Consider the following 26,766-nt stretch of genomic DNA (forward strand, 5'->3'; position numbering starts at 1 on the left):
GGGTGCTGGCCGAATACGATGAGTTATAGGATATCATTACAATGCTGAATCTGGAGGCATTGGGCGAAGACGGCCTCGCTACGGTCAACCGAGGGTGGCCGTGAGCGCATCCTGACCGATGAATTTGCCCAGGCCAATGAGCAGGCGTTATATATGATATACACGATTAACGAGGTTAAAACATGAGACTGAAACTGCTGGCGCCCAGCCCTATGCTTATCGGCGAGCCGACCCGGAAAATCATTGCCGAAGCCGAAAGCGGCCCATTCTGCCAGGATCTGCGCCATACCGATTTCATTGCTGAACAGGCGAGTGCCGCAATAGGCGCCACAACATCCGGTTTGATCTGGATATGTTCGGGTTAGGCTGTTCCGATCGTGGCCAGCATTGCTTTGGACCACATGACTGCCGGGCGCTGGATCGCCAGAGAGATCGACAATGAATGAAAGCATTTATCCGAGTATCGGCATCATGCTCTGGGGCATCGTGCTGGGGCTTGTTTATTTTGGCGGACTCTGGATCACGGTGTGCCGTTTGCCTAAGGTGAAGCGACAGGCGTTATGGATGCTGAGCAGTTTTATTCTGCGCAATATACTGGTCGCAGCCGGTTTATATGCCGTTATCCAATTGGGTTGGCAGTCTGTGCTGTTGTGCCTGGCAGGGCTTCTCGGCGTGAGGTTGGCAATGACCCGGCGCATTAACAAGTCTCTTGAAAAGGGGCCGGTTGGGTGAGAGAAAATAATCTAGAGATTTTAGCGCCTGTTCCAGAAAAAGACGACTAAAGCCCTTTACAGAACCGATGAAGCAAGATGAAGAACCAATTTGCTGCCGGAAAACCTCCTCTAGTCGATTCCCGAGGTTATGTGCTGATCATCGCCGGCGTTTCCGGTGCCGGCAAGACGACTGTGGGCAAAGCATTGGCCGAGCGTTTGAATTGGCTTTTCATTGAAGGCGATGATTTTCATCCTGCTGCGAATGTCGCAAAGATGCAGCGAGGCGAACCGTTAAATGATGCCGACAGGTTACCCTGGCTGCTTCGTCTGCGAGATGAAATCAAAACTTGCTTGGCAAAAGGAGAGAAGGCCATTCTGACCTGTTCGGCATTGAAGGAAAGCTACCGTGCGCGGCTGCGCTTGGATCCGGAGCGGGTACATTTTGTATTTCTTACAGGAAATTATGAAACCCTGCGCAAGCGCATAACGCAGCGGCATAATCATTTCATGGGACCGGATCTGCTGGCTAGCCAACTGGATACGCTGGAGCTGCCTAATGATGAATGGGTGGTTGACATCGATCAACCGGTAGCGGCCATCGTAGATTTAATAATGGATCGCTTGATCTCCCGTAAGATGTAGAGAAGCAGGCTGGTAAACCCAGCATTGAGAAGCCGTCCAGGCTGGGTTTCCGCTAAAGCTCCAACCTAGCCTGCACTTTGCTTATATGCTATGTAATTAAAAACTTAATTCCTGTCAAAAATGCGAAGAATTGGTCAATAAGACTAATAAGCCAGGAGTATTTATGACGGATGACACCGAAGTACTTGTAACAGGCCTTGTCTTTCCCGAATCGCCGCGCTGGAGAAAGGATCGGCTATGGTTTGCCGACCAGCACGCCAGGCGCATCATGACTGTCACGCCGGACGGATGTTCAGAATGCCGGTTCGAAATGGATGACTTGCCGGGCGGCCTGGGCTGGCTGCCTGACGGAACGCCGCTGGTAGTTGCTATGACCGAGCGGGCGGTTTATCGCATAATCGACCATGGGCTGGTCCTGCATGCCGATTTGTCCGATCTGGCTCCGTTCCATTGCAATGACATGGTCGTCACGGCCGACGGCCGCGCTTATGTCGGCAATTTCGGTTACGACCTGCATGGCGGCGAGCCGCCGGTTGAAACCCACCTGATTGCGATTGATCCCGACGGCCAATGTCGGATAGCGGCGGAAGGTCTGGTGTTTCCGAACGGCAGCGTCATCACCCCGGACGGCACCACGCTTATCGTGGCGGAAACCTTTGCCTCCCGCCTGACCGCCTTTCTGATCGGCGATGACGGCTTATTGCATTCGCCCCATCTTTGGGCAAGTCTGGGAGATGCGACGCCGGATGGCATCTGCCTCGACAGCGAGGGCGCGCTATGGGTCGCCAGTCCCGGAACCCGTTCGGTGATCCGTGTCAGCCAGGGCGGCGACGTTTTATCTCTTATCCGCCCGACAGGCATACCTTATGCTTGCATGCTTGGCGGGCCGGATCGGCGAACCCTGTTCGTGTTGAGCGCCGAAACGGATGATCCGTATCAAGCCATAATAATGGAATCCGGGCGCATAGAGGTTGCCGAAGTAGCCATACCGGGTGCGGGCTTGCCGTAGATTTTCCGCATCACTCCTTTATCAACCGAAACAGGAGCTGAACATGCCTTTAATCATCGAAAAGACACTGAAAGGGCAACGCGCCTTGGTCACCGGCGGCAGCTCCGGCATCGGCGCGGCTGTCGCCCGCGCACTGGCCGAGGCGGGCGCGCGCGTAGCGATCAATTACCTGTCCGATGCCGAAGACGCGCAGAAACTGGTCGACGAGATTCAGGCCGGCGGCGGTGAGGCTTTTGCCGTGCAGGCCGACGTAAGCCGTGAAGAGGAGGTTAAGCTGATGTTTGAGCTCGCGATCAAACGCTGGGGCAGCCTCGATATTTTGATCGCCAATGCCGGCATTCAGCTCGACTCGGCTTTTACCGAAATGACGCTGGCTCAATGGGACAAAGTACTGGCCGTCAATCTGACCGGCCAGTTTGTCTGCGCGCGCGAAGCGGTCAAGGAATTTTTGCGGCGCGGCCTGATTCCCGAGCTATCCAGCGCTATGGGCAAAATCATCTGCATGTCTTCGGTGCACGATATTATTCCATGGGCCGGGCATGTCAATTATGCCGCCTCAAAAGGCGCGGTGCTCATGTTCATGAAAAGCCTGGCGCAGGAAGTCGCTCACCAGAAAATCCGGGTCAACGCCATTTCGCCGGGGGCGATCCGTACACCGATCAACCGCTCGGCCTGGGAGACGCCCGAAGCGGAGCGGGAACTGCTTAAACTGATTCCGTATGAGCGCATAGGCGAGCCGATGGATATCGGCCATGCCGCGGTCTGGCTGGCCTCTGACGCTTCCGATTATGTGATCGGCACCACGCTGTACGTTGACGGCGGCATGACGCTGTATCCGGGATTCCGGGAGGGCGGCTGAACATAAAAGCCTTTCTGTCGCCCGATATCGATGCAGGCGGTCGAGAAAAACGTCCAGCAGCGCCAGAACCGGATCAACGATGAACTGTTTGATGTCGTGTCCGGGTCTGAAACTTTGGGCAGTGAGCTATAAGGTGGGCCAGCGCTTAAAAGCGGCAAATTTAAAGTGATGCGGAGCTGCCCCAAGTACTTTATTTCTGGCGGCAGCTCTTGAATTTAGCTAGGCGATCAACGCTTAGCCACTTAATGCTATAAGAATGAATCGATGTATGCCGAAAAGTGTTTTCGGCATGGCTGTTATTTTTTGATGTTTTGGTAGCCTTCCTCGCTTTCGCGCATGATTTTTTCGCCTTCATCAACCATCCGTCGCCCTTCATTAATTTTTGCCTGGCCTTCGGCCTGCAGATTCTGGCCTTGTTCGACCAGTTGCTTGCCTTGCTGCCAGCGGCTGCCTAATTGCGCCATGCCCTGGCTTTCGCGCATCATCTGGTCGCCGGAAAGAATCGGCGATGGCGTTGGCGGTTGATCGGAGGCGCAACCGATCAGGAGTAAAGGTAAACTGGCGATAGCTAAGCTGCGGCGGATGCCGGTATTTTTCTGCATGAGTCTGTTCCCCATCCGGTAAAAAACCGGCAATTTTGCATCACCTTGGATAAATTGCAATAATTTTTTCATCAGCCTCTGCTTGGGCGACTCAGCAATAATCTTGCGACAGAGGCCGATCTTTTATTGAATGTCCGACTCAAGCCGATCATTGTCAGGCGGTTTTTCAAAAATAATTTCCACCTACACGTCAGATCCATTTTCCTGAAGCGCTACTAAAACGGAACATAGATCGATTCGTGCGTAACATCAGTAAATAATTAAAAGAACAGCGCCACGGAATGACACGGCAGGCATGGATAATGGAATTCAGATAAATCACAAGAGGGGACAGGAAATGTCGAAAGCGTTTTATAGGTATTGGGGAAAGGCAAAATCGAACAAGGAAGGCGGGCCGGCTTATCATTTGTTGCCGTATCATTGTCTGGATGTGGCGGCGGTGGCTGATCAATGGTGGCAATACAGTGCCGGTATCAGGAGAAGTTTTGCTGAAATTACCGGTTTAGCGGAAGAACAAGCCCGCGCCTGGGTACTGTTTTTTATCGCATTGCATGATTACGGGAAATTCGACCTTCGTTTTCAGCGCAAGGCGCCGGAGGTCTGGAAAGCTGTCAATGCCGAATTAAGCGGCATACCTGTTCGACTGATGCCGCTGTCGATCAAAGAGTATTACCATGGCCCTGCCGGTCTTTATTGGTTTTATCAGGACTCGAAGGAGCGGTTTTTGGCAGGAGACGATGATTTTTACTTTGACGACAATGAAGACTGGCTGGCCTGGTATGGCTGGCTGGCGGCTGTCACTGGACATCACGGCATCGTGCCGGAAGATTACCAAAAAGAAAATCGAGACTATAACCTGACGATTGCGGAAGCGGACTTGCTGTCTGCGTTTAAACAAGCCAGACTGCAATGGCTTGAAGCCCTGGAGCATTTGTTTCTGAATCCGGCCGGACTATCGCTGGATGATTTGCCGCCTGTCGTGGAAAAAAACGGAAACGGTCAGACGGCGGCAACGATGCTGGCCGGTTTCTGCTCGGTGAGCGACTGGGTGGGGTCATCCGACTATTTTAAGTATGACGATCAGCCATCCGATGATTTGCGGCGGTGGTATGACGCACGGCTGGCGGTAGCCGGGCAAGCGTTGCAGGAAGCCGGCGTCATAAGTCAAATCAAGCCTTATCAAAATATTGATGTTTTACTGAATGGGTATTCGCCACGGCAGGTGCAGTGTCTGGTTGAACAACTGCCAAAAACACAAGGCTTAACGCTGATAGAAGCCTCAACAGGATCGGGAAAAACCGAAACTGCATTAGCTCACGCATGGCAATTAATGGCGCTGGGATTGGCGGACAGCATTGTATTCGCATTGCCGACTCAGGCGACTGCCAATGCCATGTTAAGACGGTTAGAAAAAGCGGCGCCTTTGCTTTTCGCGAATAAAACCAACGTGATTCTGGCGCATGGCCGGGCGCAATACGAGCAGAATTTCATCAATTTAAAACAGGCCTGCAATCCGCAGACGGCTCAAGGCCATGAAGAAGCCTGGGTTCAGTGCGGCAACTGGCTGGCGCAAAGCCGCAAACGGGTTTTTCTCGGGCAAATCGGCGTCTGTACAGTCGATCAGGTGCTGGTTTCGGTATTGCCTGTCAAGCACAAGTTTGTGCGCGGCTTCGGGATCGGCCGCAGCATTTTGATCATCGACGAAGTCCATGCCTACGACAGCTATATGTACGGTCTATTGGACGCCGTTCTGGAGCAACAGCGCCTTGTCGGAGGCAGCGCTGTTTTGTTGTCAGCCACACTGCCGTCCCGGCAAAAAGAACAGCTGGCGAAAGCGTGGGGCTGCAATTTGTCAGCTGCCGATGCGGCATATCCTTTGATCAGTCATTACAACGATGGGAAAAGTCGCGTTTATGATTTGACGGCACAGCCCGACCAACAGCCTAAAACGACATCGGTGCACCTTGAACTGGTCAAATCGCCGCATCTGTTGCCCGATGATAGTTTTATCCAGCGTTTGCTCGATGCCGTGGAGAAAGGCGCGCAAGTCTGCATGGTCTGCAATCTGGTTGCAGTCGCGCAACAGCTTTACCACCAGCTGCAGGCGAGAATTGCCCAGATAGAAGCACTCGCCGAAGACCAGTTGCTGCTTTTTCACTCCCGGTTTATCTTTGCCGACCGCCAGCAGAAAGAGCAGACCGTTCTCGATCTGTTCGGCGTAGACCCTAAACCGGAAAACGCCAGAACCAAAGGCCATTTATTGATAGCGACCCAGGTGGTCGAGCAGTCGCTGGATCTGGACTTTGATTGGCTGATTACCCAGCTTTGTCCGGTCGATTTGCTGTTTCAGCGCATGGGCCGCCTGCACCGCCACCGCTGCGGCAGGCCGGAAGGGTTTGCAGACCCGGTTTGTACCGTCTTGTTGCCCACCGAAGACGATTATGAATTGCATGAACTGATCTACGGCAACAGCCGGGTACTATGGCGCACCCAGCAGTGCCTGCAGCGGGCGGAGTTGGAGACCGAAGCCAGGGTCAGCTTTCCTGCAGCTTATCGAGACTGGATTGAAGCGGTTTATTGCGAAGATCCATGGTCCGATGAGCCGGAATGGGTGCTGAAAAGCTATGAAGCGTATGAAAAAGACCGGTATGCCAGCCAGATGACGGCCAGGCAGCTCATTAACAGCAGCATGAACGAGCTTTCCGACAATGACGGCAATGTGGCCGCCTTGACGCGCGACGGGGAAATGAGCCTGAACCTGATTCTTTTCTTTAATAATATTCAGGGCGAACGATGCTTGTTGGATGGAGAGCTTATAGACAAGCAGGACGATAGCGACCGGCTGGAAGCTATAAACCTGAACAGTGTTGCCGTGCCGAAAAACTGGAGCCGTCATGGCAGACTGCCGGAAGCCGATAAAGAAGGCCTTATCTGGCTGCCCATGCAGGCAGCTGAAAAAGGCCGGTTCATCGCGCAACAAGGCGATTGCATCTACCTTTACCACGCCAGCACAGGATTAAACCGTATGGAACAACCCGAGGAGAACCCATGAATTTACTGACGGACGCCTGGATACCGGTTCAGCATCAAGGCAGTTATCAAAAAATAAGCCTGCAGCAACTGCTTTGCGGCGAACAGAGCGGAGAACTCTGCCTTCCGCGCGACGACATGGAACTGGCTTGTTTACAGCTTTTGTGCGCCATGACGCAAGTGCTGTTTATCCCCAGGGATAAAAAAGCATTGGGGCAATATATCAGAGAGCCGATTACGCCTGAAGCTTACGCCGATGCCTGTCGGGGAAAAATGGACTGGTTCGATCTGGATCATCCGGAAACGCCGTTTATGCAAACAAGAGGGCTGACTGGAAAATTTAATCCTATAAATAAAATTATGGCGGGAATAAACGATGGAACTAATAAAACTTTTCTCAATGACGAAAGTATATCGACCGTCCTATGTCAGCCTTGTGCTTCAATCTTTCTTTTTAATCACTCATCGAATTGTCCTAGTTGGTGTGGTGGAGTTAAGGCGGGAATAAGAGGTGCAACACCGGCAACAACGCTATTGCTTACTGATACTCTGAGAAAAACAATCTGGGTAAATGTGTTGACGTCGGAATATATCGATAAGTATGGCTATCATGATAATGATAATTTTTGTTGGATAGATGCTGTGCCACAAGTAGGTGTGATTAACAAAATTAAAAAAGGAAAAGATGTCAATTTAATTACATTAGGGTTGAAAAGGGGATTATTTTGGCAACCCGCTCATATAGAACTTATTTTAGAGCCAATTGAGAAATGTTCTTGTTGTGGTTCTGTCGCAGAAAAAGGGTATAAAAATTTTATTTTTGAAAAATTTTCCTACGAATATCAAGGTAATTGGAAACATCCATATAGCCCAAGAGTATTTGAGATTAATAAGGGTGAGAAAGAATTTAGGTTCATTTCTTATAGAGACAAGACTCCTTTATGGACACAATTGCCACAAATTATTTTTGATAATAATGATGAAAAGGGTGGCTCCGAGGTCGCTCCAGTTATTGAGCAACTTCAATCTTTGTACGTCAGTGGCAAGCTGAGTTTAATTGTTGGTGGCTATGAATGCAGCAAAGCAACTATCGTTAAGCGACATCATGATTCTTTATTCCTTTCTAATAACTGGATTGAAAATAGATCACGTTATCTAAGTGTTATATCTATCGGGTTGAATTATAAAAATGCCTTACGTATGGCTATTTATTGTTTTATTTGCAACTCCATAATTAGCCCATCAAAAAATAATAAAGAAAAGATTAATAGAATTTGTTCAGAAATTGATGCTATTTACTACTCTGAAACAGAAGGCGTCATTATGGATTCTTTAGCTTTGTTAAGTTCGGGAATCGAAAATGAAAACTTATCAAGCGATTTGAAAGCGATAGTTTTAAGAATTTTTGATCAACAAACCAAACCTTATTCGCACGAACCCAAAATGCTGAAAGCCTTGGCACTGGCAAGGCGGTCGTTATACAAATCCCTGAAAGAACTGGAACCCCAAGGAGAAGCCCATGAGTGAAGGAGGAAACAAAGCGCCCGATTTTTTGGCGTTATATGAACGCTACCAAGCGTTAAAGCCCGGCCCGAAAGCGGAATTGAAAAGGGCCATGAATCCCGATGACCTGATTGAAATACCGGCCTTTTACCAGGTATTGCAGGACAACAGGCCTCATAAAGGCATGCAGCGCCTCGTGTATTGCCTGCCGCTGATTAAGCATCAGGAAAACGGTAATTCGCTGGGACAGGCGCTAGCCAAAGCCAACATCAGTGAAAAACGCCTGTTCATGGTGATCCGTTCCCAGGAACCCAATGACTTGATTCAATTGCGCCGCCTGCTGAAATTGGCCGAACAGCCCGCCGTCGATTGGCCGCAAATGGCCAATGCGCTCTGGTGGTGGGATCATCCGAATCAGCGTTCAAAACGAAAAATACTGGAAGACTTCTTCTACTACAAAAATAATTAAATCCGAATTATTCGGCGTAACTAAAGGAATGCAAAAAAATGAATAAGAATTTTATCAATTTTCACATTTTGATTTCACACAGCCCATCCTGCCTGAACCGGGATGACATGAATATGCAGAAATCCGCCATTTTCGGGGGCAAAAGGCGAGTACGGATTTCCAGTCAGAGTTTAAAAAGGACTATGCGGACCAGTGACTATTACCAGGAGCATTTAGGACAACCCAGCGTGCGCACCAAGCATTTGGCGGATTTCCAGAAAACAGCAGTTGACGCGTTATCCGGTCGCTATGACGAGACACTGGTTAAACAGGCGATCGAGTATATTTCAGGCAAAGACAGCAGTGGCGACGATGCCAAAAGTGACGCGGTTGCGCCCTGGGTATTGGAAGAAATCGCTTATTTTTGTGATCAGATCAAAGCGCTGGAAGCGGAAGGCGTCGATCAAAAAAAATTACAGAAGTTGATTGAGAAAGACAGCCAGGCTTATCGTCTAGCCTTGGCAAAAGGATTGGACATAGCCTTATCCGGGCGAATGGCGACTTCCGGACTCATGAGCAATATTACCGGCGCTTTGGCTGTTGCCCATGCCATCTCTACCCACGCCGTCGATGCCGACATCGACTGGTTTACTGCCGTGGACGATTTGCAGGAGCTGGGTTCCGGTCATCTGGACACTCAGGAATTTTCTTCCGGCGTATTCTACCGCTACGCCAGCCTTAACCTTAAACAGTTGCAGGTGAATATGGGCCTGTTGCCCGACATGAAAGCCGTCGAAACAGTAGAGAGCAGATGGAAGGCTCTGGAGGTTGCGGCGCACGTATTGCACATGCTGGCAACCGAAGTGCCTGGCGCCAAGCAGCAAACTTTTGCCGCGCACAATCTGGCGGACGCTGCATTGGTCAGCTTTTCCGATCAGCCGGTCTCCCTGGCCAATGCCTTTGAAAAGCCTGTGCAGGCTGATTTCAAAGGCGGCTTTAGAGTGCCCTCAATTGCTGAATTGAACAGCTATTGGGATAAAGTTCACCGGGGCTATGGCTTGGACGAGCGATGCGCTGAATTCACGTTGGATAACGTAGAACTGCCGGCCGGCATCGCTACCAAACACTCCCTGCCTGAGCTTGAGAGCTGGGTAAGAAACAACGCTGAAGGTTAACCGGACTATGTTATGCGTAAACATTTAATCTTGAAACTGCAAGGCCCGATGCAGGCCTGGGGCAGGGAAAGCTTTGAAGGCCTGCGTCCTTCCGAACTCTTTCCCGGCCGCAGCGCTTTGCTTGGCTTATTGGGAGCTTGCCTGGGTATAGAGCGGACCGATCGTGAGCAACAGCAAGACTTGGCTGGCAGTGTGGCGTTTGCGGTGCGCGTCGATCGGCAAGGCCAAAAAATGACCGATTATCACACTATCAAGGATGCGCGGGAGGATTATCGCGGCCTGAAAAGCCACGACACCATTCAGACCTGGCGCGAGTACTGGCAGGATGCCAGTTATACCGTTGCCGTATGGAATAATGAAGAGCCGGCTATTTCCTTGGAAACGATTGAGCAGGCCGTCAAACAGCCTGTTTACACGCCGGTATTGGGCCGGCGAAGCTGTCCCCTTGGCAGGCCTCTGTTTGAAGCGATTTTATCGGCTGAATCGGCGCTGTCAGCTTTGGCCCAGATTGGCATTAACCAAGGAGTTATTTACAACGAAGAGGAATCCGCCGGCGCCATTCCGCTGAGGAAGCGCGACGTGCCCATCATTCACCAGCCTCGGCAATTCTCCACCCGAACTGTATTTATGGCGGCAACCAAAGGAGCGCCCCATGTATCTGAGTAAAATTCACATTCCCTGGGCACAGGCGCAAAATCCTTACCAGTTCCATCAGGCATTATGGCGCTTGTTTCCAGGGCATGAAGATGCCGATCGCGAGTTCCTGTTTCGTGTGGAACAGTTGCAAAGAGGCGTCGGCGCTCATGTTTTGATGCAGTCGGCCACACGGCCTCAAAGCGTAGAGCAGAGCCCGTCATTACTCAATTGGCGCGAGTACGCTGTAAATATTCAGAATAGCCAGAGGCTGCGTTTCCGGCTGCGGGCCAATCCGATCAAAACCATCAAGGACAGCAGCAAGGGCACGGTCGAAAGGAAAGGCAAAACCTTCACCAGAACCGTGCGCGTGCCGTTAATTCATGAAGAGCAGCAACAAGCTTGGCTGGAGCGCAAGCTGCAATCTTTCGCGCAACTGGAATCGCTGATCGTGCAGCCTGAACCGGTACTTTATTTTCGCAAAGCCAAGGACGGCCGTAGCGGCAAAATTCAAACGGTGATGTTCGACGGCATACTGACGGTTATCGATGCTGAAGCCCTAAGCCAGGAAATTAGACAAGGCATTGGGCCGGCCAAAGCCTTCGGATGCGGTTTGCTGTCCATAGCTAGAGCCTGACGAGGTTTCAACATGCTCCCACCCCTCAAACCCATCGCCATGAAAGAACGCGTCTCCATGGTCTTCATCGAAAAAGGCCAGATCGACGTCAAGGACGGCGCCTTCGTCGTGATCGACGAGACCGGCATCCGCACGCACATTCCGGTTGGCAGCATCGTCTGCATCATGCTGGAGCCCGGCACGCGGGTTTCCCATCATGCCGCCGCTCTGGCCGCCAGGGCAGGGACGCTGCTGGTGTGGGTGGGCGAAGCCGGTGTGCGGCTTTACGCGGCGGGACAGCCGGGCGGGGCGCGCTCCGACCGCCTGCTTTACCAGGCTAAACTGGCGCTGGACGATGCGGCGCGTCTGAAAGTCGTGCGCAAAATGTACGAGATCCGTTTCGGCGAAAAGCCGCCGGAACGGCGCAGCGTCGAACAGTTGCGCGGCATAGAAGGCGCCCGCGTCAAGAAGATTTATCAAATGCTGGCCAAGCAGGCCGGCGTGGAATGGAAAGGGCGCAATTACGATCCGTCTCAATGGGATTGTAGCGATATGCCCAATCGCTGCGTCAGTTCGGCGACGGCCTGCCTGTACGGCATCTGCGAAGCGGCGGTGCTGGCTGCCGGTTATGCGCCCGCCATCGGCTTCATTCATACCGGCAAGCCTTTGTCGTTCGTTTACGACATAGCCGATCTGTTCAAGTTCGACGACATCATTCCGCATGCCTTCAAAATCGCCGCCAAGAATTATCGCGATCCCGAACGCGAGGTTCGTTTGATGTGCCGCGATATTTTCCGGCAAACCAAAATCCTGCGGAAAATCATTCCCACCATCGAAGAGGTGCTCGCGGCCGGCGAATTGGAACTGCCGAAACCGGCCGAGGAATCGATTGCGCCTGCCATTCCCAATCCTGAGAGTATAGGCGATGTTGGTCATCGTAGTTGAAAACGTGCCGCCGCGGCTGCGGGGGCGGCTGGCCGTCTGGCTGATCGAAATCCGCGCCGGCGTTTATGTCGGCGATTTATCGGTCAAGGTCAGGGAGATGATCTGGTCGCAGATTGAGGAAGGCATTGAAGAAGGCAATGCCGTCATGGTCTGGAGCACCAATACCGAATCCGGCTTCGACTTCATGACCCTGGGCAAAAGCCGCCGTCTGCCGGTTGAGCTCGATGGCCTCAAACTGGTCTCTTTTTATCCTGTTGAAGGTCAAGAGGATGAAAATGCTCTTTAACAATTTAACGATAAAATATCATCTTTTCATTGGTGGAAAATTGGAAGGGATTATTTCTCTTTATTAACAATATGTTAAGATAAGTCTGTTCCCCACGAGCGTGGGGATGAACCGCCAGGAAAGTGCAATAGGCCATGAACGCATAACTGTTCCCCACGAGCGTGGGGATGAACCGCCCTTCAAAGCGGCCAGACAAAACAGAATTCACTGTTCCCCACGAGCGTGGGGATGAACCGTCCTTGATGATCACTTTTTGATTCCCTTTGAACTGTTCCCCACGAGCGTGGGGATGAACCGTCCTGGGAGACGGGCGCGGCGCAAGCGTTCACCTGTTCCCCACGAGCGTGGGGATGAACCGTGTTTTTGATTCCAAGACTCAGCCTTTAGACGCTGTTCCCCACGAGCGTGGGGATGAACCGAATGACTACATTCAGGGAAATGTTCAATGCGTCTGTTCCCCACGAGCGTGGGGATGAACCGCCAGACATCGCGCTCACCACGCGCGAGATATTCTGTTCCCCACGAGCGTGGGGATGAACCGTCTCCACCAGTGATAGCGGATTTGAATGCGGACTGTTCCCCACGAGCGTGGGGATGAACCGGCGGTATGGCGTTTTTGATATTCAACAGCGATCTGTTCCCCACGAGCGTGGGGATGAACCGAAACAGACTCAGCAATTAGATTTATTCATGCCCTGTTCCCCACGAGCGTGGGGATGAACCGGTGATCAGCCCTTTGGCGGCGCTGGCCGGCTTCTGTTCCCCACGAGCGTGGGGATGAACCGACCACCTAAAAACCGCGTTTTTCGACCCGATGCTGTTCCCCACGAGATGGGGATGTGTTGGCGAGGTAAATAAACTGGCCATTATCCTGCGCCTTCTTGCATCAATAAAGATAGACCGCCGGTTTAATTGCTCTTTAATCACACTTGATTAAAATGCTCAGCTAGTCCATGAGATTGAATCGGTGCATTTTGATGGTTTGATTTCCCGTGGACATCGTTCCCCACCACTTGGGGATGAACCGTAGAAACACCTGAAACGCCAGGTGAGCGGAATCTGTTCCCCACGCCCGTGGGGATAAATCGAATAAAAAGGCTTGGCTGCAGGCTTGGAAATGCATTTTCCTCACTTGTAGCAATAAGCTGTTCTCTGAAGCTTAGTCTGGATAGCCATGAAATCCCGAAATTCATGAAGAAGTGTGTTCAAGCAATTGAATTTACAACCTTTCATATATTCGGTGTATTTCGTGGCGAAATATTCAGGCTAAGATATTCGAACTTTTCAAGAGTTGCTGAATCATTACATTACCTCCTGTACAATACTTAAAATTTTATTAAGCATAAAGCGACAATGTGTGTAAGTTCGCAGAATTGTAACCGATGATTTATCCCAAAGATTTTATTGAAACGGCCGAAGGGCTGATTTTTGCCGTAGTGGCGCAAGAACTGGAGCAGGGTAAGGTGCTGTGCTTTTTGCGTTATGTAAAGGAAGCTACGGGCTGGAAAAAATATGATACTGCCGAAGCGAATGACTTGTTGAAGCGGCAGCATCCCAATTATCTGCACTATTCCAGTGTCCTGGATGCGCATTTGCATGCGGTGGCGGTAACGCGCATAACCAGGCACCATCAGCCCCGGCAGAGATTGCAGCATGTCATGCTGTCAAAAGAATTGGATACAGTTGAGCAGGATTTGCTTCAGTTGTGCCATTTGTTTCAGCAACAGGGTCTGGATTTAATAAAGGTCGGCGTGACCGGCTCGCTGCTGATCGGCGTGCAAAATCAAAATTCCGATATTGACCTGGTCTTTTACGGAAGGGATGCTTTTCATGAAGCCAGGGCGATTACCTGTGAGCTGATCCGTCAAGGGCATCTGCAGGAACTCGATGACAGCGATTGGGATCAGTCCTACCAGCGCCGTTCATGCGCGCTGAGTTATGGCGAATATGTCTGGCATGAGCGGCGAAAATACAATAAAGCCATTATTAACGGGCGGAAATTTGATTTGAATTTTATCGACAATGAAACGAGGCTGGAATCTATCAATTATCAGAAATGCGGAACAGCCACACTGCAATGCAAGGTAACCGACGCGACGCGCGCTTTTGATTATCCGGCCGAGTTCAAGGTTGACCATGAGCATGTCGATACGATCGTCAGCTTTACCGCTACATATACGGGCCAGGCTTTAGGCGGGGAAACGGTGGAGGTGTCCGGTTTGCTGGAGCAGGTCGAGCAGGGCTCAAAACGAATAGTCGTCGGTTCCAGCCGCGAAGCGCATGGCGAATATATTAAGGTCATTCAGAACCAGAATGCATAAGTTACCCGATTTCAGCGCGATCATTTTCGATATGGACGGCTTGGTGCTGGATACCGAGACTACTTATGTGGCTGCATGGCAGCAGGCGGCTCGCGTCATGGGGTACGAGTTTCCGGAAGCGTTTTGCCTGTCCATGTCGGGACTGCATTCCAATGTTGTCGAGCAAAGGTTGCTGGATTTTTGCGGGGCCGGTTTCAATCTGGACACATTTTTTCGTTTAAGCGCCGATTTTTGGCGCCGACATATCAATACTCATGGCATCAATACCAAAAAAGGCTTTGATCAGCTGATCGCCTTGATTGCCGAACTTGAAATACCTTACTGTCTGGCTACCAACAGCCCGAAGGTCAATGCTTACCAATGCCTTGAGTTTGCCGGCGTCAGGGATGTTTTTTCGACGGTCGTCACGCGCGACCATGTTCGGCAGGGCAAGCCTGACCCCGAGATTTTCCTGAAAGCGGCGGAGTTGCTGGATGTGGATATTCGCCGCTGCCTGGTCGTCGAGGATTCTCATGCCGGCATCGAGGCCGCATCCAGGGCCGGCGCGTTTTCGGTGTTGATTCCGTCGGTCTTGCCTGTCGACCCGCTCACGGCCGGGTTGTGCGATGTCATGATGGAGGACCTGGCACAATTGGCCGATCTGATCGGCGCCGGAAAATGGGCCTTGGAGACGGCTTTGGCCGGCCCGAATTAAAACCGCTTTTGAATTCACATGGGGATGGGTTGATCATGTATAATTTTCGCCACTTATCAAGCCACAAGCGATTTTAACTTTTGAAAGTACAACATTCTAAAGTATCAGTGATTGCCCCTGCGAGATTGCATATGGGGTTTATCGATTTAAGCGGATCATTGGGCCGCCATTTCGGCAGCATCGGCATTGCGCTTAATGAAATCAGCACGCGCTTGTCAATGGCTTCCGCCGAGCAATTCACCGTTACGGGCCCGGCCGCACAGCGCGCCGCCAAATGCGCGGCCATGCTGTGCCGTATGCTGCAGGTATCCGACAGGCTCAATATCACGATTGAAGCGGCTATTCCCGAGCATGTCGGGCTGGGCTCGGGTACGCAGATGTCTTTGGCGATAGGCGCCGCGCTGAATGAATTTTACGGCTTGGGGCTGACTGTCAGGGAAATTGCGCAACTGACCGACAGAGGCATGCGCTCCGGCATCGGCATCGGCGTCTTCGAGCAGGGCGGGCTGGTCGTCGACGGCGGCAGGGGTGAAAAAACGATCACGCCGCCGGTTCTGGCGCATATGGATGTGCCGGACGACTGGCGTTTCATTCTGGTTTTCGATCAGCGCGGGCAGGGACTGCACGGCCAGCAGGAAATCCAGGCTTTTGAGTCGTTGCCTTCGTTTCCTGTGCAGGAAGCCGCGCGTTTGTGCTACCTGCTGCTGATGCAGGGTTTGCCGGCTGTAGCCGAGAAGGACATAGTCAAGTTCGGCGATGTCATCACGCAGCTGCAAAAATCGGTCGGCGAGTATTTTGCTCCGGCGCAGGGCGGCATCTTCACCAGCCCGGAAGTGGCTGAAGCGATGGAATGGCTTGACCGGCAGGGCGCTGTCGCTATCGGCCAGACCTCCTGGGGCCCTACCGGATTTTGCGCCGTGGATGGCGGGCACTTTGCAGAGTCTCTGGTCAGACATGCCAGACAGGAATTTGCGCATTTTGAAAATTTGAGCTTCATTGTCGCCAGCGCCCGCAATAGCGGCGGCGATATTTTCGTCATGTAGAAGCCGTCTTCGCTCCGGTGGCGGTCGATCCAGTTATCCTTGAATATATCCTCATTATCGCCAGTTCGGCGCGCATGTTGACGCAGGCCGCCAGAGCGGAGGGCCTGAAGCCCCTGGTCATTGACCGTTTTGCCGATCAGGATACGCAAGCCTGCGCCGAAGCTTATCGGCGGGTCGATTCATTGTCCAGAGCCGATATAACGGCCGCTGTGGAGTATTTTATCGAGCGCTATGGTGTTGCTCACGTTGTTTATGGCAGCGGCTTTGAATATTGCCCGGACAGTCTGGGCTATCTGGAGGATCGGTTGGAAATTCTCGGTAATGGAGCCGATGCCTTTACAAAAATTCAGCATAAACAAACGTTTTTTTCATGCCTGAATGAGCTGAATATTTCCTGTCCGAGCGTTTCCTTTACCGCCCCGGCATCGGAAAAAGGTTGGCTGATAAAGCCGCTGCAGGGGGCGGGCGGCATAGGCATTCACCGCTGGCATGCTGAAGGTGAACTTTCAGCGGCGGTTTACTGGCAGCGCTATATTGAAGGCGAGTCAAGCTCCGTGTTGTTTTTGGCGGATGGCCGCAATATGCAAATTATCGGTTTTAACAGGCAATGGACCGTGGCCTTGGATGACGGGCAGGCTTTCGTTTTCTCGGGGATCATCAGCGATAGCCGATTGCCGGATGAGCATAAAGTTCTCGTGGCGGACTGGCTGGAAAAGCTCGTGCCGGCTTTTGCGCTGAAGGGTTTGAATTCTCTTGATTTCATACAGGCCGAAGGGCTATGCCATGTGCTGGAAATCAATGCGCGGCCGCCGGCTAGCATGCAATTGTACGATCAGGACTTATTGGCAAGGCATGTCAGAGCCAGTCAGGGTGAATTGATCGATTATCCCGCTGTACAAACCGGCTGTGCGGGTTATCAGATTGTTTATGCGTTAGCGGATTTGCGCATTCCTAAAGTATTCGAATGGCCGTCCTGGTGCATGGATCTACCGGAATCAGGCGCATTAATTGGCGCAAAACAGCCGATTTGCAGTATTATTGCGCACGCAGAAAAATCGCAGCAGGTTTTGGAAGCGCTGTCGATTAGACATCAGATTATAGTTAATAAATTACATTAAGGTATCGACCGATATGGAATATACAGCAAGCGTTAATAAATTGACCCAGCCATTAGTCAAACAACTGATTGATAACGCCGACAAATTAAGAGTGCATGTGGAAAAACTGGCAAATGGCTGCACTATCGTTGATGCCGGAATCAAAGTGCCGGGCGGCATCGAAGCCGGCCGCCTGATTGCTGAAATCTGCCTCGGCGGCATGGGTACCGTCACCATCAGCCACAGCCCTTACACAACTAACTGGCCATTGACCGTCAACGTGCATACCGGCAATCCGGTGCTGGGCTGTCTGGGCAGCCAGTACGCGGGCTGGAGCCTGTCGCATGAAAAATATTACGCGCTGGGTTCAGGTCCTGCCCGCGCCATGGCGACCAAAGTCAAAGACGGCAAAGAGGAATCGGTTGAAGAGCTTTACAAGGAGCTGGATTATCGTGATGAAGCCGATTCGACGGTTCTGGTCATCGAGAACGATGCGATTCCACCCGTCGAACTGATTGAAAAAGTCGCGGCCGCCTGTAAGGTCGATCCGTCCAAGCTGACGATTATCGTGACGCCCACCAGCAGTCTGGCCGGCGGCGTTCAGGTCGTGGCGCGTGTGCTGGAAGTGGCCATGCACAAGGCCCACGCTTTGCACTTTCCATTGGAAGACATCGTTGACGGCAGCGGCAGCGCGCCGATTTGCCCTCCGCATCCGAACTTCGTCAAAGCCATGGGCCGTACGAACGACGCCATTCTGTTCGCGGGCCAGGTGCATATTTTCGTCAAAGGCAGCGACGAGGCCGCCGAAAAACTGGCGAAAGAATTGCCCAGTTCGACATCCAAGGATTACGGCAAACCTTTCGCCGATATCTTCAAGCAGTATGAATACGATTTCTTTAAAATCGACGCCATGCTGTTCAGCCCAGCCAGCGTGATCGTGACGGCGGTCGAGTCCGGCAAAAGCTTCCGCGCCGGCAAGCTCGACAATGCCTTGCTGGATCAGTCATTCGGCGCCTAACGCCAGATCATCTTGCCGCGAAGCGTCAAGGCGCTTCGCGGCCTCTATCGGGTTGTTTAATCCGACTTTCCTTTTTTGAGAGTATGTGTGTGGGTCGCATAGCAATTTTTACCGATGATCCGGGTTGGCACGGCAAGCAGTTGCGTCTTGCTTTCACCAGCCGGGGTTACAGTTGCGAATATGCTTCGTTAACCGAATGCAAGTTCGCTATCGAGCCCGGTCGGATTCCCGTTTTAATTCCCGGTTTCGAGCAGGCGCTGCCCGATGCGGTTTTTGTCCGCGGCGTGCCGGGCGGCTCGCTGGAAGAGGTCGTGATGTATCTGGACGTTCTGCATGCCTTGAAGGAAATGAATATCCCTGTCTACAACGACGGAAAGGCTGTTGAGCGCAGCGTCGACAAGGGCATGACCAGTTTCTTGCTGCACAATGCGGGGCTGCCTACGCCGATGACCTGGATACTGCGCGACAGAGAGCAAGCCTTAAACATTGCCGGAGACGAATTGAAAAAAGGCAATTTGCTGATCAGCAAGCCGCTGTTCGGCTCGCAAGGCGAAGGCATCCGGCGCATAGAAAAAACGACAGACCTGTTCTGGTTGACAAGCAGTCACGGCGTTTATTATTTGCAGCGTTTTGTGCATTGCGATGGTGTAGGCTATTCGGATCATCGCGTTTTTGTCATTAACGGCCGCGCGGTTGCAGCCATGCGCAGACGCGGCAAGTCCTGGCTGAACAACGTCGCGCGCGGCGCCGAATGCGAAGTGATCGATCTGGACCCCAAAATGGCCGATTTGGCCGTCAAGGCGACCCATGCATTGGCTATGGATTATGCCGGCGTGGATATTATCCGCGACAGGGAAGGCAATTACACCGTGATCGAAATGAACAGCATTCCGGCCTGGAAAGGGCTGCAAAGCGTTTGCGATGTCAATATCGCCGAATTGCTGGCAGACGATTTGATAACCCGGCGCATCAATAAAAACAAGCCTGAAGTTATTGCGGCTGTTTCATGATTTCTGCAAAGCAACTCAGTGATCTGTACCGATTGGCCTGCGAAGTGGAGCTGGAGGCCTTCAAGCCCGGCAATGTCAGTATTTATGCCGATGGTCATGACATGACCGTGGCAGACTTCATTGCCAGCGCGGAGGTCAGTGCTGGCCCTCTCTGCGATCCCGATTATTCGTTGGGCGAGAAAATCTATTATGCCGTCAAGGCGACGCGGACGGCGGTGGGCTGCAATACCAATCTGGGTATTCTTCTGCTTTGCGCGCCGCTGGTTCAGGCAGTCAATTATTGCGGTCCGGGCGTGACGCTCAGGCAGGCCGTGCACCGTATCGTTGCCAATACAACGGTGGAGGATGCCGATTGGGTGTTCAAGGCCATCGCGTTGGCATCGCCGGGCGGATTGGGCGAGTCCGAGGAGCAGGATGTTCATGAGAAACCCTCCGTGACTTTGACGGAGGCCATGAAAATAGCCAGCGCTAAAGATCGCATCGCGCTGCAATACGTGACGGATTATAAAGATATTTTCGATTTTTCAGTTTTGAGGTATAATGTCGTTTTTGATCGGTGGGGAGACCGAAATTGGGCCGCGGTAGCAGTATATGCCGATTTGCTCAGTCGATTCCCTGACAGCCACATCGAAAGAAAATACGGAAATCGATACTCTGAAATGGTTGCGACCAGGATGGCTCTGGTTAGTGAGGAGTTATCCAAAACTGATGATCCGGAGCAGCTTAAACCGTTGCTTTATCGTATCGATCAGGAGTTCAAACTCAATGGGATTAACCCGGGTACAACGGCCGATTTGACTGTGGCGACAGTACTGACAATATTTTTAGAGGATTTGATTGGAAAGCTTTAATCGCTTTTGATCAATCTTCAACAACGAATTTGTTTAAAAACAAATAATCCGACATTTGATGTCCTTAGATTTAATCTAATCTTTATCATTTTTTCTACACAGGGGAAAATCAAGCATGGCTAAAATTAATAACTTACGCGTTGGTGAATCATTAGTTGGCGAAGGCAACGAAGTTGCTCACATCGACCTGATCATCGGCCCAAGAGGTTCAGCTGCTGAAACTGCGTTTGCTAACACTTTAACAAACAACAAAGACGGCTTCTCTAGCTTGCTGGCTGTTGTTGCTCCTAACCTGATGGTTAAACCTTCTACTGTTATGTTCAACAAAGTAACAATCAAAGGTTCTAAGCAAGCAGTTCAAATGTTTGGTCCAGCGCAACGTGGTGTTGCTATGGCTGTTGCTGACAGTGTAGAAAACGGCACAATCCCAGCTAACGAAGCTGACGATCTGTTTATCTCTGTTGGCGTATTCATCCACTGGGCTGCTGAAGACGACGCTAAAATCCAACAGTACAACTACGAAGCTACTAAAGAAGCTATCGCTCGCGCTGTCGCTGGCCTGCCTACAGCTAAAGAAGTTGTTGAAGGCAAAGCTACTGCTGTTCATCCATTCGCTGCTAACTAAGATTTACTTAGTTACTGAGAATGTTAAAAATACCCCGACTCGTCGGGGTATTTTTTTGCCTGAAGGTTTTTGATGTCGTCGGCGCTCAGGTGCCCTGAATGCAGCGCGCTTGCTACCAGCGCCTGTTTCACGCCTATTTCATTTAAATCCATTAAATCCTGCTTATTCCTGACGCCGCCTGCGGCAATAAAGTTTTTGTCCGGGTATTGCCTGCAAAACTGAGCCAATTTGTCCAGATCAGGGCCGCTATGACTGCCCACGCGCGCCAGCGTCATGATGATAATGTGATCGGGCCACAGGCTCGGGCTGCTGAACAAGGATCTTGCTCCCAGCGCACTGGATGACGAATAATCCAGAGACAGAATAAAGTTGTTGCCGAAAGCCTTGATTTCTCCGATTGTTTCATCTTGAAAAGATTCGCTGCCCAGCACCGGCATATAATTGTCGGGTCGGCCTCTGCGTTGGCTATGGTTCTGATAGCCGCTATCCACCCAGAAAGTCAGTTCCGGGAAACGAGCCAGCACTTCATCAATTAATTGTTCATGATTGCCTTGATGCGTAATCGCATTAAGGTCGGCAATGTAAAAAGTAGAGAAATCATAAAGATTTAAAAATGCTTCGATAACACTATCAATACCCGATGAGTTGCATAAACGGGTGTTAATGGGCTGATATTGGTCGCGTCTGCCTTGTTTGGCATGCACGACAACGCCGTCTTTCAAATCGATGACCGGGATAATTTTCATGGATAACTGTTATGCCGTAAAACAGGAGGGTGCGGTAAATGGTACAATAGGCAAATTAATTCATGGCCTTGAACGGCTAATCTCTTGTTGATCGTTTAAATTGTGAAAATTCTGGTATTTGAGTATATCACGGGCGGCGGCTTTAATAAGCAGGCCTTGCTTGGTTCGCTGGCGCGCGAAGGCGGCCTGATGCTGCAGGCTCTGCTCGATAATCTGGCGGCAATAGACGGCATCGAGCTGGTTGTGATGCTCGATGAACGGTTGCTTGGATCAGTCAATACCGGCGGCGCTACGGTTGTCATCAAGCCGGAGAACGATGTTACGGAAGAATTTTCGCGCCTGGTTGGACAGTGCGATGCGGTATGGCCGGTTGCGCCGGAATTCGACGGGATTTTACAGGCATTGTGCCAAAGGGTTGAGCAGGCGGGCAGGATTTTATTGACATCGCCAGCCAATGCCGTGGCCTTGACCGGCAATAAACTCAGGACTTATGAACGGCTCCTGCAGCACAATATCGCGACCGTTGCGACGCGCTTGTTCGATACCGCCGAATACCATCCCGGAGAATGGATCGTCAAATCCATTGACGGCGTAGGCTGTGCGGAAAGTTATCTGATTGAAGACCGGCAGGATTTCGCGGCGATTTCGTCACAGCTGCCGGATAAAGCCCGGTTTATTTTCCAGCCTCATATTCAGGGCGAAAAGACCAGCTTGTCCTGTCTGTTCAACCAGGGCCAAGGCTGGCTGTTATGCGTTAATCTGCAGCGCTTCGAGATCATCAATAAGCAATATCAGTTAACCGAATGCGTAGTTAATTATAAGGCTGACTTTACTCCATACCGGGAGTTAGTACAGGCTATAGCCCAAGCTTTTCCTGAATTGTGGGGATATGCGGGAATCGATCTGATAGAAACCGCAGAGCAAACCTACGTGCTGGAAATAAACCCGCGCCTGACTACGTCTTTCACAGGCATTTACGATGGCCTGGGCGTTAATGTCGCAGAGCAGGTTTTGCAGCTGTTGAACGGCGAGCCTCGGATACATCCGGTGCGCAATCAATCAATTGCGGTAAAAATAAGGGAGTCAGATGCAGTTTAATATAATCGGCTGGGATATCGGCGGGGCTCATGTCAAGGCGGCCGTCGTCAATGAGGGTGGCGACATTATCGATGTGTTTCAGCAAGCCTGTCCGTTATGGAAGGGGATGGAACAATTGCATCAGGCTGTCGGCGCGATCTTGTCGCAATTACCTGTGGCTCAGTATCTGCACGCCGTTACTATGACCGGCGAATTGGTCGATTTATTCGCGAGCAGGGATGATGGCGTCAGGCAAATCATCAAGGCTATGAAAGAACTGCTCCCTGAAGGCAAAATCCGGATTTTCGCCGGTAAAGAGGGTATGCTTAGTCTTCAAACTGCTGATGACAGACACTATGAAGCGATTGCATCCGCCAACTGGCTGGCCAGTGCTGCATTTGCTGCTCGAACACTTGAAAGCGGCCTGTTTGTCGACATAGGCAGCACCACGACCGATATTCTGCCGCTCCAGGACAGGCAGGTGCAAGCGGCAGGCTACACCGACTACCAGCGCCTGATCTCCGGGGAGCTTGTTTATACCGGCATCGTCAGAACGGCTGTGATGGCAGTCGCGCAAACGGCGTTCGATAAGGGGCACGAAGTCGGCTTGATGGCTGAATATTTCGCTACAATGGCCGATGTCTATCGCGTCACAGGCGAGCTTAATGAATTGCATGACCAAACCGAAACGGCCGACGGCGGAGAAAAGACTGTTATGGCTAGCGCCAGGCGGCTGTCGCGCATGATAGGCTGTGATTTTAATGCTGACGAACTGCCGCGCTGGCAGCAATTCGCCCGCCATATCCGCTCGCAGCAGCTGCAAAAAATCCAGCGGAGCTGCGAAAGACAATTATCCCGTCATGATCTTGCTCAAAGCAGCCCGTTTATAGGCGCCGGAGTAGGGCGTTTTCTGGTCAGGCAGATCGCACTGAATCTGGGCTGCTCTTACGTTGATTTCAGCGATTTGTTTCAGATATCGACTGCCAGGACAGGCTTGTCCCCAGCTGACTGCGCGCCGGCTGTTGCCGTTGCCCGTCTGGCCGGAGAGCTTTGTTAAATAGAACGACTGTTATAAAATTTCATCCAATCAGAATATCCATTTGTCGATGCCCTTCAAAAATCCATTCAACCGGTTGCGCTGCGAGTGCGCCGCTTGCTGATCCGTTTAGCCAATAAGACACAACCTAAATGTCGTCATCGAAACAACTTCATTTCCCGCTTCCTTATTTCAAAAACAGTGCAGAGCTTTTTGCGCCGCTTGCCGGCCGTCCCTGGTCGGTTTTTCTCGATAGCGGTTATCCTTACAGCCAGCAGGGCCGTTACGATATTATTGCGGCCGATCCCGTATGCACGCTGGTCACGCATGGCGATACGACCGAGATTACGCGCAATGGCGTATCCGTGCAGTCTTCTGAGGATCCGTTTGTATTGGTCAAGCAGCAGTTAAGCGCGGATTTTCCGGTCATTGAAGGCTTGCCTTTCAACGGCGGCGCTATCGGTTATTTCTCTTATGATCTGGCCCGACGCCTGGAGAAATTGCCTGTGATCGCTGAAGATGCCGAGCATATCGCCGAAATGGCGGTCGGCATTTATGAATGGGCAGTAATTGTCGATCATGAACAGCAAAAAAGCGCACTGGTCGGGCATGTCGATGGCGCTCGAAAATGGCAGGCTTTAATCGAGCAGTTCAGCGCGTTGCCGACAGAGCGTCGTGATCAGCCGTTCAATGTGCTCAGCGATATTAAAGCCAATATGGACAAGGAGGCCTATGCCAAGGCTTTTTACCGTATCAAGCATTATCTGAAAGAAGGCGATTGCTATCAGGTCAATCTGACCCAACGCTTCGCTGCCGACTGCAAAGGCGATCCCTGGACAGCCTATCTGGCATTGCGCGAATTGAATGCCGCGCCGTTCAGCGGCTATCTGAACCTGCCCGAAGCGCAAATTCTCAGTTCATCGCCGGAGCGTTTTTTGAAGGTGATGAACGGTGTCGTGGAGACTAAGCCGATCAAGGGCACGCGTCCGCGCAAACAGGATGCCGTGGAAAATCTGCAGCAGATACAGCAGCTTAAAAACAGCAAGAAAGACCGGGCTGAAAATGTCATGATTGTCGATCTGCTGCGCAATGATCTCAGCAAGACCTGTAAAAAGGGTTCGGTCAAGGTGCCGGTTCTGTTCGATGTGGAAAGTTACGCCACCGTGCATCATTTGGTCAGTACCGTTACGGGCGAGCTGGCTGACGATCAGCATGCGTTGGATTTGCTGAGAAGCTGTTTCCCGGGCGGTTCGATTACCGGCGCGCCCAAGATTCGCGCCATGGAAATCATTGAAGAGCTCGAGCCCAACCGGCGCGGCGTTTATTGCGGATCCATCGGTTACCTGGGCTTTGACGGCAATATGGATACCAATATCGCGATCAGAACGCTGGTGCATTCGGAAAACACGATCCGCTTTTGGGCGGGCGGCGGCATCGTCAATGATTCGGTCATGGAAGATGAATATCAGGAATGCTTTGACAAGGCGGCGGCCATGATCAAACTGCTGCGGCGGTTCAGACAGGAATGATCGTTATCAAGCTGGGCGGCAGTCTGGCCGAATCGGGCGTGCTGGTTGCGTGCCTGAACGCGATCGAGCGGAAATATGCCGATGGTGTGGTGATTGTGCCCGGCGGCGGCGCTTTTGCCGACCAGGTCAGACTGGCTCAGCAGCACTGGCGGTTTGATGATGGCGTGGCGCATGCGATGGCGCTGCTGGCCATGCAGCAGATGGCTTTGCTGTTTAAAGGGCTCAAGCCTGCTTTTTCAATCGCAGGTTCAATTGCCGGCATCCAGGCGCAGTCGGCGCGGCAGAAGACGATGATCTGGTCGCCCGATATTGCCGAGCTTGATAAGGCGGGAATCCAAGCCAGTTGGGACATTACATCGGATAGTCTGGCCGCTTGGCTGGCCGCGATGCTTTCGGCGGACGAGCTGATTCTGGTAAAGTCAGCGGTAATTGACGCCGATCTCGACATTGATAAACTTGCCGAGCAAGGCATTGTCGATAAGGCGTTTTGCGGTTTTATAGCGCAGGCGCCGTTTACAGTAAAAATCATTAATCATCGAAGTTTCCAATGTCTGAATACAACAAATCGTTCACGAGCTTTCTGGTAAAAAAATCATTCGATTCGCTCAGCCGTTTTTTTTCAAAAAAATTCCGCAACGTTTATTACAACGCCAGGGAATCGATAGGCGATCACAAGCGTACCATCGTTGTTTCCCAGGTTGAGCAGGCCTGCGTCAGTTTGCAGGATACCCGGGATGAGTTTCAGGATGCGCTGGAGCGTTTTAAGTCGCTGGTCAGCGTCAGCGAGACTTCGCTGGACCATAAATACAATCTGCTGAACAGGCAATATCAGTTCTGCCGCGCCAAATCCGAGGCCGTCAGCGACAGAATCAGAGCAATAGAAGATGTCAGTGAAGCGCTGTTTATCGAGTGGGAAAGGGAGCTGGATGAATATACGAACCGCTCCTTGCGCAATCTGAGCAGGCAACAGCTGAAGGTGGCCAGACAAAATTATGCCCGGTTGATCAAGTCCATGCGCAGGGCCGAAGCCAAAATCCAGCCGGTGCTGCTGGCATTCAAGGATCAGGTGCTGTACTTGAAACATAACCTCAATGCCCAGGCAATTGCGGCATTGAGGCATGAGTTTATTGAAATCGGCATAGACATATCGCAGCTGATTTATGCCATGGAGCAAACCATTGCCGAGGCGAATCAGTTTGTTTCAACGCTGGTTGAACAAAAAGCGCTGCCTAGCCGATGAGATTATGATTTATAAAGG

28 protein-coding genes and 1 CRISPR repeat array are annotated in these 26,766 nt (G+C 51.6%); of the genes, 26 read left to right on the top strand and 2 right to left on the bottom strand.

Translation table 11 applies throughout. The features are described from left to right. Positions 1-182 precede the first annotated feature (182 nt). From ACTNE6_RS08845 to ACTNE6_RS08865, 5 genes are all read left to right on the top strand, one after another. A complete protein-coding gene (locus tag ACTNE6_RS08845) occupies positions 183-365 on the top strand; it encodes a hypothetical protein (RefSeq protein WP_442499389.1) in 183 nt (60 codons plus the stop codon). Positions 366-438: 73 nt separating this feature from the next. Then, positions 439-732: an N-ATPase subunit AtpR gene (locus ACTNE6_RS08850; protein WP_442499390.1), complete on the top strand. Its 294-nt coding sequence runs from the start codon at positions 439-441 to the stop codon at positions 730-732. A 77-nt stretch (positions 733-809) separates the two neighbouring features. Further along, positions 810-1,355, top strand: coding sequence for a gluconokinase (locus ACTNE6_RS08855; protein WP_442499391.1), 546 nt, complete (start codon positions 810-812; stop codon positions 1,353-1,355). A 163-nt stretch (positions 1,356-1,518) separates the two neighbouring features. Further along, complete coding sequence (locus ACTNE6_RS08860) at positions 1,519-2,364, top strand: SMP-30/gluconolactonase/LRE family protein (protein WP_442499392.1); 846 nt, start codon at positions 1,519-1,521, stop codon at positions 2,362-2,364. Between the two features lie 43 nt (positions 2,365-2,407). After that, positions 2,408-3,223, top strand: a complete 816-nt coding sequence (locus ACTNE6_RS08865) for an SDR family oxidoreductase (protein ID WP_442499393.1) — start codon at positions 2,408-2,410, stop codon at positions 3,221-3,223. Between the two features lie 296 nt (positions 3,224-3,519). On the opposite strand, the gene ACTNE6_RS08870 is transcribed toward ACTNE6_RS08865, so the two are convergent. Then, positions 3,520-3,897: a hypothetical protein gene (locus ACTNE6_RS08870; RefSeq protein WP_442499394.1), complete on the bottom strand. Its 378-nt coding sequence runs from the start codon at positions 3,895-3,897 to the stop codon at positions 3,520-3,522. 265 nt (positions 3,898-4,162) lie between these two features. Here ACTNE6_RS08870 and cas3 point away from each other — a divergent pair, with 265 nt between their 5' ends. The 16 genes from cas3 to fae all read left to right on the top strand — a co-directional run bounded on the left by cas3 (position 4,163) and on the right by fae (position 21,120). Next, positions 4,163-6,877, top strand: a complete 2,715-nt coding sequence (gene cas3 / locus ACTNE6_RS08875; protein WP_442499395.1) for a CRISPR-associated helicase/endonuclease Cas3 — start codon at positions 4,163-4,165, stop codon at positions 6,875-6,877. Continuing rightward, a complete protein-coding gene (casA, locus tag ACTNE6_RS08880) occupies positions 6,874-8,382 on the top strand; it encodes a type I-E CRISPR-associated protein Cse1/CasA (protein ID WP_442499396.1) in 1,509 nt (502 codons plus the stop codon). The genes cas3 and casA overlap by 4 nt, the downstream gene beginning before the upstream one ends. Continuing rightward, the gene (casB, locus tag ACTNE6_RS08885) at positions 8,375-8,827 is read left to right on the top strand and encodes a type I-E CRISPR-associated protein Cse2/CasB (protein WP_442499397.1); all 453 of its coding nucleotides are present in this window, start codon (positions 8,375-8,377) and stop codon (positions 8,825-8,827) included. Before casA ends, casB begins: the two co-directional genes overlap by 8 nt. Before the next feature lie 38 nt (positions 8,828-8,865). Further along, on the top strand, positions 8,866-9,981 hold the full coding sequence (gene cas7e / locus ACTNE6_RS08890) for a type I-E CRISPR-associated protein Cas7/Cse4/CasC (RefSeq protein WP_442499398.1): 1,116 nt from the start codon (positions 8,866-8,868) through the stop codon (positions 9,979-9,981). A gap of 12 nt (positions 9,982-9,993) precedes the next feature. Then, positions 9,994-10,647, top strand: a complete 654-nt coding sequence (gene cas5e / locus ACTNE6_RS08895; RefSeq protein ID WP_442499399.1) for a type I-E CRISPR-associated protein Cas5/CasD — start codon at positions 9,994-9,996, stop codon at positions 10,645-10,647. Then, positions 10,634-11,251: a type I-E CRISPR-associated protein Cas6/Cse3/CasE gene (gene cas6e / locus ACTNE6_RS08900; RefSeq protein WP_442499400.1), complete on the top strand. Its 618-nt coding sequence runs from the start codon at positions 10,634-10,636 to the stop codon at positions 11,249-11,251. The genes cas5e and cas6e overlap by 14 nt, the downstream gene beginning before the upstream one ends. 12 nt (positions 11,252-11,263) lie before the next feature. Beyond that, positions 11,264-12,175 carry a type I-E CRISPR-associated endonuclease Cas1e gene (gene cas1e, locus ACTNE6_RS08905; protein ID WP_442499401.1) on the top strand — a complete coding sequence of 304 codons (912 nt, stop codon included), beginning with the start codon at positions 11,264-11,266 and terminating at the stop codon, positions 12,173-12,175. After that, on the top strand, positions 12,156-12,461 hold the full coding sequence (gene cas2e / locus ACTNE6_RS08910) for a type I-E CRISPR-associated endoribonuclease Cas2e (RefSeq protein ID WP_442499402.1): 306 nt from the start codon (positions 12,156-12,158) through the stop codon (positions 12,459-12,461). Before cas1e ends, cas2e begins: the two co-directional genes overlap by 20 nt. Positions 12,462-12,546: 85 nt before the next feature. Next, a CRISPR array of direct repeats spans positions 12,547-13,246; the repeat unit is 29 nt; unit sequence CTGTTCCCCACGAGCGTGGGGATGAACCG. Positions 13,247-13,843: 597 nt separating this feature from the next. Beyond that, entirely contained in the window at positions 13,844-14,782 is a 939-nt protein-coding gene (locus ACTNE6_RS08915) for a nucleotidyltransferase domain-containing protein (protein WP_442499403.1), read from the top strand. After that, positions 14,775-15,476 carry an HAD family hydrolase gene (locus ACTNE6_RS08920; RefSeq protein WP_442499404.1) on the top strand — a complete coding sequence of 234 codons (702 nt, stop codon included), beginning with the start codon at positions 14,775-14,777 and terminating at the stop codon, positions 15,474-15,476. The genes ACTNE6_RS08915 and ACTNE6_RS08920 overlap by 8 nt, the downstream gene beginning before the upstream one ends. Positions 15,477-15,607: 131 nt before the next feature. After that, a complete protein-coding gene (locus tag ACTNE6_RS08925; RefSeq protein ID WP_442499405.1) occupies positions 15,608-16,519 on the top strand; it encodes a beta-ribofuranosylaminobenzene 5'-phosphate synthase family protein in 912 nt (303 codons plus the stop codon). 17 nt (positions 16,520-16,536) lie between these two features. Beyond that, a complete protein-coding gene (locus ACTNE6_RS08930) occupies positions 16,537-17,637 on the top strand; it encodes an ATP-grasp domain-containing protein (protein WP_442499406.1) in 1,101 nt (366 codons plus the stop codon). A 13-nt stretch (positions 17,638-17,650) separates the two neighbouring features. Continuing rightward, entirely contained in the window at positions 17,651-18,634 is a 984-nt protein-coding gene (gene mch / locus ACTNE6_RS08935) for a methenyltetrahydromethanopterin cyclohydrolase (RefSeq protein WP_434484743.1), read from the top strand. Positions 18,635-18,723: 89 nt separating this feature from the next. Continuing rightward, entirely contained in the window at positions 18,724-19,644 is a 921-nt protein-coding gene (locus ACTNE6_RS08940) for an ATP-grasp domain-containing protein (protein ID WP_442499407.1), read from the top strand. Beyond that, positions 19,641-20,495 (top strand): triphosphoribosyl-dephospho-CoA synthase, encoded by an 855-nt coding sequence (locus tag ACTNE6_RS08945; RefSeq protein WP_442499408.1) that lies wholly within the window; start codon positions 19,641-19,643, stop codon positions 20,493-20,495. Before ACTNE6_RS08940 ends, ACTNE6_RS08945 begins: the two co-directional genes overlap by 4 nt. Positions 20,496-20,610: 115 nt before the next feature. Next, positions 20,611-21,120, top strand: coding sequence for a formaldehyde-activating enzyme (fae, locus tag ACTNE6_RS08950; RefSeq protein ID WP_027157908.1), 510 nt, complete (start codon positions 20,611-20,613; stop codon positions 21,118-21,120). Between the two features lie 23 nt (positions 21,121-21,143). On the opposite strand, the gene ACTNE6_RS08955 is transcribed toward fae, so the two are convergent. Then, positions 21,144-21,866: a HisA/HisF-related TIM barrel protein gene (locus ACTNE6_RS08955; protein ID WP_442499409.1), complete on the bottom strand. Its 723-nt coding sequence runs from the start codon at positions 21,864-21,866 to the stop codon at positions 21,144-21,146. A gap of 102 nt (positions 21,867-21,968) precedes the next feature. Here ACTNE6_RS08955 and ACTNE6_RS08960 point away from each other — a divergent pair, with 102 nt between their 5' ends. The 5 genes from ACTNE6_RS08960 to ACTNE6_RS08980 all read left to right on the top strand — a co-directional run bounded on the left by ACTNE6_RS08960 (position 21,969) and on the right by ACTNE6_RS08980 (position 26,748). Next, complete coding sequence (locus ACTNE6_RS08960; RefSeq protein ID WP_442499410.1) at positions 21,969-22,964, top strand: ATP-grasp domain-containing protein; 996 nt, start codon at positions 21,969-21,971, stop codon at positions 22,962-22,964. Continuing rightward, positions 22,954-24,000 (top strand): hydantoinase/oxoprolinase family protein, encoded by a 1,047-nt coding sequence (locus ACTNE6_RS08965; protein WP_442499411.1) that lies wholly within the window; start codon positions 22,954-22,956, stop codon positions 23,998-24,000. The genes ACTNE6_RS08960 and ACTNE6_RS08965 overlap by 11 nt, the downstream gene beginning before the upstream one ends. 131 nt (positions 24,001-24,131) lie before the next feature. Continuing rightward, complete coding sequence (pabB, locus tag ACTNE6_RS08970; protein WP_442499412.1) at positions 24,132-25,508, top strand: aminodeoxychorismate synthase component I; 1,377 nt, start codon at positions 24,132-24,134, stop codon at positions 25,506-25,508. Next, entirely contained in the window at positions 25,505-26,095 is a 591-nt protein-coding gene (locus ACTNE6_RS08975; RefSeq protein ID WP_442499413.1) for an amino acid kinase family protein, read from the top strand. The genes pabB and ACTNE6_RS08975 overlap by 4 nt, the downstream gene beginning before the upstream one ends. Next, on the top strand, positions 26,056-26,748 hold the full coding sequence (locus tag ACTNE6_RS08980) for a DUF2959 domain-containing protein (protein ID WP_442499414.1): 693 nt from the start codon (positions 26,056-26,058) through the stop codon (positions 26,746-26,748). The genes ACTNE6_RS08975 and ACTNE6_RS08980 overlap by 40 nt, the downstream gene beginning before the upstream one ends. Positions 26,749-26,766 lie beyond the last annotated feature (18 nt).

The organism is Methylobacter sp. sgz302048 (assembly GCF_052162025.1).
In the GTDB taxonomy this organism is placed as follows: domain Bacteria; phylum Pseudomonadota; class Gammaproteobacteria; order Methylococcales; family Methylomonadaceae; genus Methylobacter.

Excerpts from the sequence above, each read along its gene's own strand:
- ACTNE6_RS08845 (WP_442499389.1), top strand. The coding sequence starts at position 183 with ATGAGACTGAAACTGCTGGCGCCCAGCCCTATGCTTATCGGCGAGCCG.
- ACTNE6_RS08850 (WP_442499390.1), top strand. The coding sequence starts at position 439 with ATGAATGAAAGCATTTATCCGAGTATCGGCATCATGCTCTGGGGCATC.
- ACTNE6_RS08855 (WP_442499391.1), top strand. The coding sequence starts at position 810 with ATGAAGAACCAATTTGCTGCCGGAAAACCTCCTCTAGTCGATTCCCGA.
- ACTNE6_RS08860 (WP_442499392.1), top strand. The coding sequence starts at position 1,519 with ATGACGGATGACACCGAAGTACTTGTAACAGGCCTTGTCTTTCCCGAA.
- ACTNE6_RS08865 (WP_442499393.1), top strand. The coding sequence starts at position 2,408 with ATGCCTTTAATCATCGAAAAGACACTGAAAGGGCAACGCGCCTTGGTC.
- ACTNE6_RS08870 (WP_442499394.1), bottom strand. The coding sequence starts at position 3,897 with ATGAAAAAATTATTGCAATTTATCCAAGGTGATGCAAAATTGCCGGTT.
- cas3 (WP_442499395.1), top strand. The coding sequence starts at position 4,163 with ATGTCGAAAGCGTTTTATAGGTATTGGGGAAAGGCAAAATCGAACAAG.
- casA (WP_442499396.1), top strand. The coding sequence starts at position 6,874 with ATGAATTTACTGACGGACGCCTGGATACCGGTTCAGCATCAAGGCAGT.
- casB (WP_442499397.1), top strand. The coding sequence starts at position 8,375 with ATGAGTGAAGGAGGAAACAAAGCGCCCGATTTTTTGGCGTTATATGAA.
- cas7e (WP_442499398.1), top strand. The coding sequence starts at position 8,866 with ATGAATAAGAATTTTATCAATTTTCACATTTTGATTTCACACAGCCCA.
- cas5e (WP_442499399.1), top strand. The coding sequence starts at position 9,994 with ATGCGTAAACATTTAATCTTGAAACTGCAAGGCCCGATGCAGGCCTGG.
- cas6e (WP_442499400.1), top strand. The coding sequence starts at position 10,634 with ATGTATCTGAGTAAAATTCACATTCCCTGGGCACAGGCGCAAAATCCT.
- cas1e (WP_442499401.1), top strand. The coding sequence starts at position 11,264 with ATGCTCCCACCCCTCAAACCCATCGCCATGAAAGAACGCGTCTCCATG.
- cas2e (WP_442499402.1), top strand. The coding sequence starts at position 12,156 with ATGTTGGTCATCGTAGTTGAAAACGTGCCGCCGCGGCTGCGGGGGCGG.
- ACTNE6_RS08915 (WP_442499403.1), top strand. The coding sequence starts at position 13,844 with ATGATTTATCCCAAAGATTTTATTGAAACGGCCGAAGGGCTGATTTTT.
- ACTNE6_RS08920 (WP_442499404.1), top strand. The coding sequence starts at position 14,775 with ATGCATAAGTTACCCGATTTCAGCGCGATCATTTTCGATATGGACGGC.
- ACTNE6_RS08925 (WP_442499405.1), top strand. The coding sequence starts at position 15,608 with ATGGGGTTTATCGATTTAAGCGGATCATTGGGCCGCCATTTCGGCAGC.
- mch (WP_434484743.1), top strand. The coding sequence starts at position 17,651 with ATGGAATATACAGCAAGCGTTAATAAATTGACCCAGCCATTAGTCAAA.
- ACTNE6_RS08945 (WP_442499408.1), top strand. The coding sequence starts at position 19,641 with ATGATTTCTGCAAAGCAACTCAGTGATCTGTACCGATTGGCCTGCGAA.
- fae (WP_027157908.1), top strand. The coding sequence starts at position 20,611 with ATGGCTAAAATTAATAACTTACGCGTTGGTGAATCATTAGTTGGCGAA.
- ACTNE6_RS08955 (WP_442499409.1), bottom strand. The coding sequence starts at position 21,866 with ATGAAAATTATCCCGGTCATCGATTTGAAAGACGGCGTTGTCGTGCAT.
- ACTNE6_RS08965 (WP_442499411.1), top strand. The coding sequence starts at position 22,954 with ATGCAGTTTAATATAATCGGCTGGGATATCGGCGGGGCTCATGTCAAG.
- pabB (WP_442499412.1), top strand. The coding sequence starts at position 24,132 with ATGTCGTCATCGAAACAACTTCATTTCCCGCTTCCTTATTTCAAAAAC.
- ACTNE6_RS08975 (WP_442499413.1), top strand. The coding sequence starts at position 25,505 with ATGATCGTTATCAAGCTGGGCGGCAGTCTGGCCGAATCGGGCGTGCTG.
- ACTNE6_RS08980 (WP_442499414.1), top strand. The coding sequence starts at position 26,056 with ATGTCTGAATACAACAAATCGTTCACGAGCTTTCTGGTAAAAAAATCA.